The sequence below is a fragment of the Actinomycetes bacterium genome (assembly GCA_035506535.1).
GTDB lineage: Bacteria > Actinomycetota > Actinomycetes > DATJPE01 > DATJPE01 > DATJPE01.
Genome location: DATJPE010000003.1, coordinates 1 through 12,343 on the forward strand (window position 1 = coordinate 1; position 12,343 = coordinate 12,343).

The 12,343-nt window shown below is 72.1% G+C and carries 15 protein-coding genes; 9 read left to right on the forward strand and 6 right to left on the reverse strand.

Annotation, left to right across the window (positions count from 1 at the left end):
• Positions 1-2,919 (forward strand): multifunctional oxoglutarate decarboxylase/oxoglutarate dehydrogenase thiamine pyrophosphate-binding subunit/dihydrolipoyllysine-residue succinyltransferase subunit (locus VMI11_00500; GenBank protein ID HTY70884.1); only part of this gene is annotated, 2,919 nt, incomplete at its 5' end.
• 1 nt (position 2,920) lies between these two features.
• A complete protein-coding gene (locus tag VMI11_00505) occupies positions 2,921-3,100 on the forward strand; it encodes a DUF6104 family protein (protein HTY70885.1) in 180 nt (59 codons plus the stop codon).
• 114 nt (positions 3,101-3,214) lie between these two features.
• Here the strand turns inward: VMI11_00505 and VMI11_00510 are convergent, their stop codons facing one another.
• Complete coding sequence (locus tag VMI11_00510; protein ID HTY70886.1) at positions 3,215-4,183, reverse strand: zinc-binding dehydrogenase; 969 nt, start codon at positions 4,181-4,183, stop codon at positions 3,215-3,217.
• 136 nt (positions 4,184-4,319) lie between these two features.
• Between VMI11_00510 and VMI11_00515 the strand changes: the two genes are divergently transcribed.
• Entirely contained in the window at positions 4,320-4,862 is a 543-nt protein-coding gene (locus VMI11_00515) for a PadR family transcriptional regulator (GenBank protein ID HTY70887.1), read from the forward strand.
• Positions 4,863-4,867: 5 nt separating this feature from the next.
• Here the strand turns inward: VMI11_00515 and VMI11_00520 are convergent, their stop codons facing one another.
• On the reverse strand, positions 4,868-5,203 hold the full coding sequence (locus VMI11_00520) for a S24/S26 family peptidase (protein ID HTY70888.1): 336 nt from the start codon (positions 5,201-5,203) through the stop codon (positions 4,868-4,870).
• Between the two features lie 137 nt (positions 5,204-5,340).
• Between VMI11_00520 and sodN the strand changes: the two genes are divergently transcribed.
• Genes sodN through VMI11_00540 form a run of 4 tightly spaced genes read left to right on the forward strand, consistent with a single transcriptional unit; the run spans position 5,341 to position 7,407 of the window.
• Complete coding sequence (sodN, locus tag VMI11_00525; GenBank protein ID HTY70889.1) at positions 5,341-5,721, forward strand: superoxide dismutase, Ni; 381 nt, start codon at positions 5,341-5,343, stop codon at positions 5,719-5,721.
• 28 nt (positions 5,722-5,749) lie between these two features.
• The gene (locus VMI11_00530) at positions 5,750-6,232 is read left to right on the forward strand and encodes a GNAT family N-acetyltransferase (protein HTY70890.1); all 483 of its coding nucleotides are present in this window, start codon (positions 5,750-5,752) and stop codon (positions 6,230-6,232) included.
• Positions 6,233-6,619 carry an anti-sigma regulatory factor gene (locus VMI11_00535; protein ID HTY70891.1) on the forward strand — a complete coding sequence of 129 codons (387 nt, stop codon included), beginning with the start codon at positions 6,233-6,235 and terminating at the stop codon, positions 6,617-6,619.
• A complete protein-coding gene (locus VMI11_00540; GenBank protein ID HTY70892.1) occupies positions 6,616-7,407 on the forward strand; it encodes an RNA polymerase sigma factor SigF in 792 nt (263 codons plus the stop codon). Before VMI11_00535 ends, VMI11_00540 begins: the two co-directional genes overlap by 4 nt.
• A 6-nt stretch (positions 7,408-7,413) precedes the next feature.
• Here the strand turns inward: VMI11_00540 and VMI11_00545 are convergent, their stop codons facing one another.
• Entirely contained in the window at positions 7,414-7,791 is a 378-nt protein-coding gene (locus VMI11_00545; GenBank protein HTY70893.1) for a hypothetical protein, read from the reverse strand.
• Positions 7,792-7,851: 60 nt separating this feature from the next.
• Here VMI11_00545 and VMI11_00550 point away from each other — a divergent pair, with 60 nt between their 5' ends.
• Both VMI11_00550 and VMI11_00555 read left to right on the forward strand, forming a co-directional pair.
• A complete protein-coding gene (locus VMI11_00550) occupies positions 7,852-8,772 on the forward strand; it encodes a diacylglycerol kinase family protein (GenBank protein ID HTY70894.1) in 921 nt (306 codons plus the stop codon).
• Positions 8,773-9,084: 312 nt separating this feature from the next.
• Complete coding sequence (locus tag VMI11_00555; GenBank protein HTY70895.1) at positions 9,085-9,336, forward strand: WhiB family transcriptional regulator; 252 nt, start codon at positions 9,085-9,087, stop codon at positions 9,334-9,336.
• A gap of 74 nt (positions 9,337-9,410) precedes the next feature.
• Here the strand turns inward: VMI11_00555 and VMI11_00560 are convergent, their stop codons facing one another.
• From VMI11_00560 to VMI11_00570, 3 genes are all read right to left on the reverse strand, one after another.
• Positions 9,411-10,865: a histidine kinase N-terminal domain-containing protein gene (locus VMI11_00560; protein HTY70896.1), complete on the reverse strand. Its 1,455-nt coding sequence runs from the start codon at positions 10,863-10,865 to the stop codon at positions 9,411-9,413.
• Between the two features lie 71 nt (positions 10,866-10,936).
• Positions 10,937-12,025, reverse strand: coding sequence for a PilT/PilU family type 4a pilus ATPase (locus tag VMI11_00565; protein HTY70897.1), 1,089 nt, complete (start codon positions 12,023-12,025; stop codon positions 10,937-10,939).
• Positions 12,026-12,104: 79 nt separating this feature from the next.
• Positions 12,105-12,320: a biotin/lipoyl-binding carrier protein gene (locus VMI11_00570; protein ID HTY70898.1), complete on the reverse strand. Its 216-nt coding sequence runs from the start codon at positions 12,318-12,320 to the stop codon at positions 12,105-12,107.
• Positions 12,321-12,343: the final 23 nt, after the last annotated feature.

Below are 12,343 nucleotides of genomic sequence, written 5' to 3' on the forward strand. Positions count from 1 at the left end.
ACGATCAGCCTCACCAACCCCGGCACCATCGGGACCGTCCACTCGGTGCCCCGGCTGATGAGCGGCCAGGGCGCGATCATCGGCGCCGGTGCGCTCGACTACCCCGCCGAGTGGCAGGGCGCCTCCGAGGAGACCCTCGCCCGCAACGCCGTGAGCAAGATCCTCACCCTCACCTCGACCTACGACCACCGGATCATCCAGGGCGCCCAGTCCGGGGAGTTCCTCCGGTCGGTCGAGCAGCTCCTGCTCGGCCAGGAAGGCTTCTACGACACGGTCTTCGCGGCGCTGCGCGTGCCGTACGAGCCAGTGCGCTGGGAGCGCGACATCAGCGCCAGCCACGAGGACGACGTCACCAAGGGCGCGCGTGTCCAGGAGCTCATCCACGCCTACCGGGTGCGCGGGCACCTCATGGCCGACACCGACCCGCTGGAGTACCGCCAGCGCCGCCACCCTGACCTCGACATCGTCAGCCACGGACTGACCCTGTGGGACCTCGACCGCGAGTTCGCCACCGGCGGGTTCGGGGGTCGGCCGATCGCCAAGCTTCGCGACATCCTGGGGATCCTGCGCGACTCGTACTGCCGCACCGTCGGCATCGAGTACATGCACATCCAGGACCCCGAGCAGCGCGAATGGATCCAGGCCGCCGTGGAGCGCCCGCAGGCGCGCTGCGAGCGTGACGAGCAGCTGCGGATCCTGCGCCGGCTCAACGCGGCGGAGGCCTTCGAGACCTTCCTGCAGACCAAGTACGTCGGCCAGAAGCGGTTCTCCCTCGAGGGCGGGGAGTCGGTCATCCCGCTGCTGGACGCGGTGCTGCGCTCCGCCGTCGACGACGGCCTCGTCGAGGTGTGCATCGGCATGCCGCACCGCGGCCGCCTGAACGTCCTCGCCAACATCGTGGGCAAGTCCTACGGGCAGATCTTCCGCGAGTTCGAGGGCACGGTGGACCCGGGCGCCGCGCACGGCTCGGGCGACGTCAAGTACCACCTGGGGGCGGAGGGCACCTTCACGGTGGAGGACGGCCGCACGGTCGCGGTCTCCCTGGCCGCCAATCCGTCACACCTGGAGGCCGTCAACCCGGTCCTCGAGGGGATCGCCCGCGCCAAGCAGGACGTGCTCGACCGCGGCGAGGACTTCCCGGTCCTGCCGGTGCTGCTCCATGGCGACGCCGCGTTCGCCGGTCAGGGCGTGGTCGCGGAGACCCTGGAGCTGAGCCAGCTGCGCGGGTACCGCACGGGCGGGACGATCCACGTGGTCGTCAACAACCAGGTCGGCTTCACGACCTCGCCGGCCGCCAGCCGCTCGTCCACCTACGCGACGGACGTGGCCCGGACCGTCCAGGCGCCGATCTTCCACGTCAACGGCGACGACCCCGAGGCCTGCGTCCGGGTGGCACGCCTGGCCTTCGAGTTCCGCCAGGAGTTCGACAAGGACGTCGTCATCGACCTGATCTGCTACCGACGGCGTGGGCACAACGAGGCCGACGACCCCTCGCTCACCCAGCCGCTGATGTACAACCTCATCGACCTCAAGCGCTCCATCCGCAAGCTCTACACCGAGGCGCTGATCGGCCGCGGCGACATCACCGTCGAGGAGGCCGAGGCGGCGCTGCGCGACTACCAGGAGCAGCTCGAGAAGGTCTTCCAAGCAACCCGCGCCCAGGACGCGTCGGTCGACGACTCGGGCGCCGGGCCCCTGAACGAGCGGTCCGGCCAGGTCGAGCGGGAGGGCCAGCAGGATCTGGAGCCGCAGCGGCCCTCGGCGGACGTACCCACCGCCATCGACCTCGACGTGGTCAAGCGCGTCGTGGAGTCGCAGCTGACCGTGCCCGAGGGCTTCACCGTGCACCCTCGGCTGGCCCCTCAACTGCAGCGGCGCGCCCAGATGGTCGAGCAGGACGCGATCGACTGGGCCATGGGCGAGGCACTGGCCTTCGGCTCGCTGCTCACCGAGGGCCGTGCGGTACGACTCGCCGGGCAGGACTCGCGGCGCGGCACCTTCGGCCAGCGCCATGCCGTCATCGTCGACCGGGTGACCGGCTGGCAGTACAAGCCGCTCAAGCGCTGCTACGAGAACGGCGGGAAGCTCTACGTCTACGACTCGTTGCTGTCGGAGTACGCCGCGATGGGCTTCGAGTACGGCTACTCGGTGGCCCGGCCGGACGCCCTGGTCATGTGGGAGGCACAGTTCGGCGACTTCGCGAACGGCGCGCAGACGATCATCGACGAGTTCATCGCCTCCGGTGAGCAGAAGTGGGGCCAGCGCTCGGCCGTGACCCTGCTGCTGCCCCACGGCTACGAGGGCCAGGGGCCGGACCACTCCTCGGCCAGGGTGGAGCGCTTCCTGCAGCTGTGCGCCCAGGACAACATGACGGTCGCCATGCCGTCGACGCCGGCGTCGTACTTCCACCTGTTGCGCTGGCAGGTGCACTCCGAGCTGCAGCGCCCGCTCGTCGTCTTCACCCCCAAGTCCATGCTGCGCCTGAAGGCGGCGACCTCGCGGACCGAGGAGTTCATCAGTGGCCACTTCCGCCCGGTGATCCCTGACGAGCACGTCGACCGGGCCGGCGTACGAGTGATCATCCTGTGCAGCGGGAAGGTCTACTGGGATCTCGTGGCCGAGCGTGCCAAGCGCGGGGCGGACGACGTCGCCATCGTGCGCCTCGAACGCCTCTACCCGCTGCCCGCGAAGACCCTGCCCGTGGCGCTGGAGGGCTACCCGGCGTCGGCACAGGTCCGCTGGGTGCAGGAGGAGCCGGCGAACCAGGGGGCCTGGTGGTCGATGTCGATGAACGTCCCCCAGATCATCGGCCGCACGCTGGCGCCGGTGACCCGAACCGCCTCGTCCTCACCGGCGGCGGGCTCCCACCACCGCCACGAGCAGGAGCAGCGCGAGATCATCGACGCCGCGCTGGCCTGAGGTGTACTTCACCGACCGCGGCATCGAGGAGCTCGAGGCGCGCCGCGGAATCGAGGAGGTCAGCCTCGCCTGGCTGGCCGAGCGGCTACGCGAGTTCGTCGACCTCAACCCCGACTTCGAGGTGCCCGTGGAGCGGTTGGCCACCTGGCTGGCCCGCCTCGACGACGCCGACGACGACTGAGCCCATCCATCCCCCCACTTGTGGCGGGGTCTACGTCGATCAACGTGACGTGAGAGACGCGGAACCCGCCACCAGTGGGGGATCAGGGCGGGATCGAGGCTCAGCGCTCGAGGCTCAGGGCTCGACGACGACCTTGCCGAAGGCCTCCCCCGAGGCCAGCCGTTCGAAGGCGTCCCGGGCGTCCGCGAGGACGTACGTCGAGTCGACGAGCGGCCGCACCCCCGAGGCGACCAGGAAGTGCTGGAGCGCGACCAGCTCGCGGCGGGTGCCCATCGTGGACCCCACGACGGACAGCTGCAGGAAGAAGACCCGGCGCAGGTCGGTCACCACCTCGTGGCCGCTGGTCGCCCCGGCGACCACCACCGTCCCGCCCGGACGCAGGGCCTTGAGGCTGTGGTCCCACGTGGCCGACCCGACCGTCTCCAGGACTGCGTCGACCCGCTCGGGCAGCCGGGCCCCCGGCGGGTACGCCGCCTCGGCGCCGAGCTCGACCGCACGAGCGCGACGCTCCTCCTCGCGGCTGGTCGCCCACATGCGCAACCCGGCGGCGGCCCCGAGGGCGAGCGCGGCGGAGGAGACCCCGCCGCCGGCGCCCTGGACGAGCACCCGGTCGCCCGGACGCACACCGGCCTTGACGAACAGCATCCGATAGGCGGTGAGCCACGCGGTGGGCAGCGAAGCGGCCTCCGCCCAGGACAGCTCGGGAGCCTTGGGCACCAGGTTGCGCCGGGGCACGGCCACCCGCTCCGCGAGGGTGCCGGGGTGGACCTCCGAGAGCAGGGAGCGCCGCGGGTCGGCGGTCTCGTCGCCGCCGCCCGCGTCGGTGTCGGCGATGACGGCATGCACCACGACCTCGTTGCCGTCGGCGTCCACGCCCGCGGCGTCGCAGCCGAGGATCATCGGCAGCCGGTCCGCGGGCAGGCCGACCCCGCGCAGCGACCACAGGTCGTGATGGTTGAGCGCGGCGGCGCGGACCGTGACGACGGTCCAGCCCTCCGGCGGCTCCGGGTCCGGGACGGACCCGACCTCCAGTCCGGCCAGCGGGTCGTCGGGTGAGAGGCGGGCGGCGTAGGCAGCGAGCACGTCTTGACGCTAGCCGCCCGGACGGCTGTCTGGGGGCCGGGTTGACACACGATGCAATCTCGATATATCTTGAGTGCAGCGTGATAGACACGCGACACAGATTGAACACAGACGAACCATCGACTGAGGAGACCTCATGAAGCACCACATGCACCACAGGGGACCGGGCGGCCCCCGAGGCCCGCGCTTCGCGGGCGGGCGACGGGGCGGGGCCCGTCGCGGCGATGTCCGCGGCGCGATCCTGCTCCTGCTCGCCGAGCGCCCGATGCACGGCTACCAGCTCATGCAGGAGATGTCGGCTCGTACCGACGGCGCCTGGCGGCCCAGCCCCGGCGCCATCTACCCCGCGCTCGCCCAGCTCGAGGACGAGGGCCTGGTCGTCGTCACCCGCGAGGGCGGTCGCAAGCTCGCCTCGCTCACCGACGCGGGCCGCGCCGAGCTCGAGGCCAACGCCGAGAGCATCGGCGACCCCTTCGCCGAGCTGCGCGAAGCGGGAGACCACGGCAGCCTGCGGGCCGCGTTCGAGGGACTGGGCGGCGCCGTTCGCCAGGTGGCCCGTACCGGCACCGCCACCCAGCGGGGGCAGGTCGAGCGGATCCTGATCGACGCGCGCCGGGCGGTCTACCTCGTGCTCGCCGACGCCGAGCCCGCCGAGACGACGGAAACCGGCGCGAGCTGACCCGACTACAGGGGCACCGGCGGCGGCGGCAGGCGACCGGCGCGCCGCAGCGGCCGGTATCGCCAGCGGACCACCCCGAGGACGTCTCGGTCCGCAACAGCCCCGAGGGCCCAGGAGTCGACGCCCTCCGCCGGGTTGTCCCGCTCGACCCACCAGCCCGATGCGTCGTGGTGGATCGCCCGCTTCACTGACAGCGGGCGGCCATCCGGCAGGCGGACGACGACGACGTCGCCCCTCGCGGCGGGCGCCGACCAGCGCACGAGCAGCCGGTCGCCCGCGCGCAAGGTCGGCTCCATCGAGCGGCCGGCGACGACGACGCGTCCCCAGCGCAGCAGCCTCATCGCCCGACCCGGGCCGGGGCCGTGCAGCGGGAGCGTGGCCCGACTGGGGCCGGACCGCGGGAGTAGGGTCGCGCGAGGGAGCTGGCGCGCCGCGACGGCCCCCCGCACCCGAGTCGACCGAAGTCGGAAGGACAGGCATGCCCACTCTCGTGCACGCGCACTGCGACCTCCCCTGCGGTGTCTACGACCCCGCCCAGGCGCGGATCGAGGCCCAGTCCGTCAAGGCGATCATGGAGAAGTACAACGGCTCCGACGACCCCGCGTTCCGGACACGTGCGCTCATCATCAAGGAGCAGCGCAGCGAGCTGGTCAAGCACCACCTCTGGGTGCTGTGGACGGACTACTTCAAGGCGCCGCACTTCGAGGAGTACCCCCAGCTGCACACCCTGTTCAACCAGGCCACCAAGCTGGCCGGGGCGGGCGGCAGCAAGGCGGCGACCGACGTCGCCGTGGCCGACCAGCTGCTCGCCAAGATCGACGAGATCGCCGAGATCTTCTGGGAGACCAAGAAGGCCTGACCGGACCCCGCTCGCTACCGTGGGCCGGATGGATGCCATCCGGCGGGTACGTCCCGCGGACGTCGACGACGTCCACGCGATGATCCTCGAGCTCGCCGAGTACGAGCGCTCGCGGCACGAGGTCCGGGCCAGCGCCGAGGACCTGAGAGCCGCGCTGTTCGCCCCGAACCCGGCGCTGTTCGGGCACGTGGCCGAGGCGCCGGACGGCGACCTGGCCGGGTTCGCCGTCTGGTTCCTCAACTACTCGACGTGGGACGGCCGCCACGGCATCTACCTGGAGGACCTGTACGTGCGACCGCAGCACCGCGGCAGCGGCCTGGGTCGGGCGCTGCTGGCGGCACTGGCCGCCGAGTGCGTCTCCCGGCGGCTGACCCGGCTCCAGTGGTGGGTGCTGGACTGGAACGCGCCCTCGATCGGCTTCTACCGCTCGCTGGGTGCGCAGGCGATGGACGAGTGGACCGTCATGCGCATCTCCGGCGCCTCCCTCGACGACCTCGCCCGGCAGGCCTAGGTGGCCCAGGACGACGTCGTCGAGCTGCGGCTCCCGGCGGAGGCGGCGTACGTCTCCGTCGTCCGGACCGCCACCGCCGGGCTGGCCGCGCGCCTGGACTTCACGGTCGATGAGATCGAGGACCTGCGGATCGCGGTCGACGAGGCCTGCGCCATCCTGCTGCCCGACGTCGCGGGTGGTGAGTCCCTCGAGTGCCTGTTCCGCGTGGGCTCCGACGAGCTCGAGGTGACGGTCTCCGCGCGTACCGTGGGCGACCACCGCCCCGAGCGCGGCAGCTTCGGCTGGACGGTCCTCGAGGCGCTGGCCGGCTCCGTGGAGTCGGGTCGCGTCGACGGGCGCACCTACTTCACCCTGTGCAAACGACGCGGGCGAGGCCCCGGCGGATGACCCCCGAGGGACAGCCGGCCTCGCGCGAGGAGCAGCGGGAGCGCAGCTGGGAGCTGTTCGTCCGCCTTCGCGCACTGGGTGGGACGCCGGGCGACGAGGGCGAGCGCCGCCGGCTGCGCGACGAGCTCGTCGCCCTCCACCTGCCGCTCGTCGAGCACCTAGCGGGGCGCTTCCGCAACCGGGGGGAGCCCTACGACGACCTCGTCCAGGTCGGGACCATCGGGCTGATCAACGCGGTGGACCGCTTCGACGTGGAGCGGGGGGTGGAGTTCTCGACCTACGCGACGCCCACGGTCGTCGGCGAGATCCGCCGTCACTTCCGGGACAAGGGCTGGGCGGTCCGGGTCCCACGACGCCTGCAGGACCTGCGCCTCCAGCTGGCCGCAGCCGGGCAGGAGCTCACCCAGGCGCAGGGGCGCTCCCCCACGGTCGCCGAGCTGGCGGCCCATCTCGGGATCAGCGAGGACGAAGTCATCGAGGGCCTCGACACCGCCAACGCCTACACGGCCGTGTCGCTCGAGGCGACGGCGGACACCGCGGCGGAGAGCGCGGCGGTCCTCGACACCCTCGGGGCCGAGGACGAGGCGCTGGCCGACGTCGAGAACCGGGAGGCGCTCAAGCCGCTCCTGGCGGGGCTGGAGCCGCGCGAGCGCCAGATCCTGCTCCTGCGGTTCTTCCGCAACATGACCCAGAGCGAGATCGCCGCCGAGGTCGGGATCTCGCAGATGCACGTCTCGCGCCTGCTCTCCCGCAGCCTGAGACGCCTCCGCGAGGCGGCCGAGGAGTGAGCGGGGTCAGCGCAGCTGGGCGCCCACGGACGGTGCCAGCATGACGACGAGGCCGAGCACCGCCAGCGCAAGAACCGCCACGCCGACCGCGACCTCGGCGCCCGACCCGCGCGCCAGCGCCCAGCCCACGGCGAGCAGCAGCAGGTAGGTCATGACCAGCGGCGACCTCGCCCAGCGGCGGCCTCGGCCGAGGCCGCGCGCCGAGGCCAGCACGCCAACGCCCCAGAGCACCACGCTGACCAGCACGAGTGCGGCGCCGGCGGCGCTGTCCGGCGCCTGGGTGGCGGCCTGTTCGGCCACGAACGCGGCGTAGGCGAGCAGCCCGGCACCGGTCGCCCAGCCCAGCCAGACCGCGATGCGCGGGACGAGCGGCCGGGTGGGCATGCGAGGAGGCTAGGGCAGCGGTGCCAGCCTTACGGGCGGGTGCTCCCGTACCCTGTGAGCGTGCGAGCGCTGATGATCGTCAACCCGGCGGCCACCTCGACGACCTCTCGCGTACGCGACGTCCTCCTGCACGCGCTCGCGGCGGACCTCGACCTCGAGGCGGTCGAGACCAAGGACCGCGGCCACGCGGCCGAGCTGGGGCGGCGCGCCGCGCTGGACGGGCTCGACCTCGTGATCACCTTCGGTGGCGACGGCACGGTCAACGAGACGGTCAACGGCATGCTGCACGCCGAGCCGGGACCGACCCGGCCGGCGCTGGCCGTCGTTCCCGGCGGGAGCACCAACGTCTTCGCCCGCTCCCTGGGCCTGCCGAACAACCCGGTCGAGGCAACGGGGCAGATCCTCGACGCCCTGCGGTCGGAACGAACCCGCACGATCGGCCTCGGCCGGGCCGACGAGCGTTGGTTCACCTTCTGTGCGGGACTCGGCCTGGACGCTGACGTCGTGGCGACGGTGGAGCGACACCGCGACGACGGCCGGCGCTCGACCGGTCGCCTGTACGTCGCCTCGGCGGTGCGGCGGTTCTTCGCCACCGAGCGTCGCGACCCGCCGTTGACCCTGCAGCGGCCCGGCGGGGAGCCGGTCGACGGGCTCTCCTTGGCGATCGTGCAGAACACCAGCCCGTGGACGTACTTCGGCAACCGCCCGATCGACCCCTGTCCCGACGCGGCCTTCGAGAAGGGGCTCGACCTCTTCGCACTGCGCGGGCTCGGCACGCCGACCGCGCTGCGACACTCACGGCAGCTGCTGTCTGGGCGGCGAGCCCCCCACGGAAAGCACGTCGTCGCCCTGCACGACGTCGAGGAGATGACCGTGGTCTCCGACCGGCCGGTGGCCCACCAGGTGGACGGTGAGTACCTCGGCGAACGCTCCGCCGTCTGCTTCCGCAGCGTCCCGCAGGCACTGTGCGTCCTCGCCTGACGTCGTGGCTACGGTCAGTGCTCGCCGATGACCCACGGTGTCCGAATGTCGTTATCGAGATGTGACCGAGACCACCTCCGCCACACCAGACGGAACCGGCGGAACCCTTGCCGAGGTCTGATGCGTTTGCCAGGCTGTAGGAGAGATCCGGACCGACGCTCACTCCCCGTGACCGACGGTCCGGGGGAGCAAGCAAGCCCGTAGCGCCGCGGCCCGCCAACCCACGGGACCAGGCGCGTGCGTCGTGAGCGGCTTCGTGAAAGAATTCACAAGCCCCCTCGACGCGAGGGACCAAGCAACGAGAGGACGACGATGGACTGGCGCCACCGTGCCGCCTGCCGCGAGGAAGATCCCGAGTTGTTCTTCCCCATCGGCAACACCGGACCGGCGCTCCTCCAGATCGAGGAGGCCAAGGCGGTCTGCCGCCGCTGCCCCGTGATCGACGCCTGCCTGGCGTGGGCCCTGGAGAGCGGGCAGGACGCCGGGGTGTGGGGCGGCCTCAGCGAGGACGAGCGCCGCGCGCTCAAGCGCCGTAACGCACGAGCCCGAGCGCGCATGGCCTGACCCACCGACCACCGCGCGGGCCCCGGACTCCTGGAGGACTCCGGGGCCCGCTGCTGTGGCGGCGCGGTGCACCCTCAGAGCGGGACCCCGATCTCCGCGCGCGTGCCGGCCGCCTCGCCCGGGCCGAGGGTCAGGCTGCCGTGCAGCTCCTCCAGCAGGGTGCGCGCGATCTGCAGCCCCAGGCTCGATCCGGTGGCGAGCTCGAAGTGCTCGGGCAGTCCACGGCCGTCGTCCTCGACGACGACGTGCAGCGACTCGGCCGTACGCTCGGGCCGGACGACCACCCGCCCACCCGTCCCGGCGAAGCCGTGCTCGACCGCGTTCTGGACGAGCTCGGTCAGGACGAGGGCGAGCGGCGTGGCCACTTCGGCACCGACCTCGCCGAAGCTGCCCTCCCGAGCCGCCACGACGCGTCCCGCGCCCTCGGGATGGGACCGGGCCACCTCGGTCACCATCGCCAGTAGCCGGTCGGCGATGTCGTCGAAGGGGACCTCCTCGTGCGGCGTCGTCGACAGCGTCTCGTGGACGATGGCGATCGACCCGACCCGGTGCACGGCCTCCTCCAGGGCGACCCTCGCCTCGGGCTCGACCGCGCGGCGGGCCTGCAGCCGCAAGAGCGCCGCCACGGTCTGCAGGTTGTTCTTCACCCGGTGGTGGATCTCGCGGATCGTCGCGTCCTTGGTGAGCAGCTCTCGCTCGCGACGGCGTATGTCGGTGACGTCACGGACCAGCACGAGGGCCCCCGTACGCCCTCCGGCGGCAAGCAGCGGGATCGCCCGGAGCAGCACGACCGCGCCGCGCGCCTCCACCTCGACGTCGCGCGCGGCCCGGCCGCCGGCGACGACCGCGAGGTCCTCGTCCACCGGCCCGCGGCCGGCGGCGACGCGCGCGGTCGTGTGGGCCAGGGAGATCCCGACCAGGTCGGCCGCGAGCCCCAGCCGGCGGTAGGCCGACAGCGCGTTCGGGCTGGCGTAGGTGACGACTCCCGCCTCGTCGAGCACGACGAGCCCGTCCCCCACCCTCGGGGCCGCGTCGGGGTCGGTGAGCCCCCCCTCGTAGGGGAACGTCCCGTCACAGATCATCCGGGCCAGCCGGGCCGACGCATCGACGTAGGAGGCCTCCAGGCGACCACCGGCTCGCACCACGCTGGGGTCGCTGTGCCGCGCGATGACCGCGATGACGCCGCCGTCGACACCTGGGACAGGGATGGTCTCGGACGGGACGAGCGCGTGCGTCCCGGACGAGGACATCACGCGCCGGCGGACGTGGGCCTCGTCCACGAGCGGACGCCGCCCCTTGGGCAGAAAGGAACCGACCAGGTCGTCGGCGAAGACGGTGGGCCCGGTGGTGGGGCGGATCTGCGCCGCCGCGACGTACCCGGACCCGTTCCACGTCGGCAGCCACAGCACGAGGTCGCTGAAGGACAGGTCGGCCAGCAGCTGCCAGTCGGCGAGCAGCAGCCGCAGGCGCTCCAGGTCGGCGGGGGAGCACTCCGTGTGCCGCGCCGCCAGCTCCTCCAGTCCGGCCACGTCCGAAGGCTAACCCGCGGCCGCGGGACGGCTCCTCGCCGACGGCGCGGCCTCGGCTCGCGGTGGCCTGGTCAGGCGACGAGCCCGAGCCGGCGCAGCTCGACGGTGAGGTCGTGCGGGCTCGTTGAGGCGTGCATGGCCGCCTCCAGGGTGATGACGCCGTCACGGATGAGCGAGACCAGGTGCTGGTCGAAGGTCTGCATCCCGTAGAAGCCGCCCTCGGCGATGAGCTGACCGATCGTCGCCGTCTTGTCCGGGTCGGCGATCGCGTCGGCGACGCGGCCGGTGTTGATGCAGATCTCCATCGCGACGCAGCGGCCGTACCCGTCCGCCCGCGGGACCAGGCGCTGGCAGATGATTCCGCGCAGCGCACCCGCCAGCGAGAGGCGGACCTGCTTCTGCTCGTGCGGCGGGAAGAAGTCGATGACGCGGTTGACGGTCTCCTGCGCGTCGGTGGTGTGCAGCGTCGACATGACGAAGTGCCCGGTCTCGGACGCGGCGAGGGCCGCCTTCACCGTCTCGCTGTCGCGCATCTCGCCGACCAGGATGACGTCGGGGTCCTGGCGCATGGCGGCGCGCAGGGCGCTCGCGAAGTCGTCGGTGTCGACCCGCACCTCACGCTGGTTGATCATGGCCAGCTTGTCGTAGTGGAGGACCTCGATGGGGTCCTCGATCGTGACGATGTGGACCTCGCGGTTGTTGTTGACGTGGTCGATCATCCCGGCCAGGGTCGTGGTCTTCCCGGATCCGGTCGGCCCCGTGACGAGCACCAGTCCTCGAGGCTCCATCGCCAGCGACGTCAGCACCGGGGGGACGCCGAGGTCCTCCAGGGGGATCGCGCCGATGCTCACCCGGCGGAAGACCAGGCCGGCCGAACCACGCGAGCGGAAGGCGTTGACGCGGAAGCGGCCGACGCCGGGGATGGAGTGGGCGAAGTCGGCCTCGTTGGTCTTCTGGAACTCCTCGACGAGGTCCTCGCGCAACACCTCGGAGACGAAGGCCTCGGTGTCGTTGGGGGTCAGCACCGGGGCCTGGAGCTTGCGCAGGCGTCCGTCGATGCGCACCCGCGGCGGTGACCCCACCTTGCAGTGCAGGTCGGAGCCCCCGCACTCGACGAGGGCCCGCAGGTACGGCTCGATGCTCAGGGCCGGGTCGCTCACCTTGAGGTCATCGGGCGCTCACGCGCAAACCTTGACCCCGTTGCACGGCTCTGCCGGGCCTGCGCACCGGACCGTCCGGTCAGCCCACGATCGCGATGAGGTCACCCTCCTGGACCACGTCGCCCTCGGCGACGCCGAGGGCGGTGACCGCACCGGACTCCTCGGTGAGGACGGGGATCTCCATCTTCATCGACTCGAGGATCACGATCGTGTCGCCCACGGCGACGACCTGGCCCTCGACGACGACCACCTTCCACACGTTCGCGACCATCTCCGCGCGGACCTCGTGGGCCACCTGTCCCCTCCCGGTTCGACGTG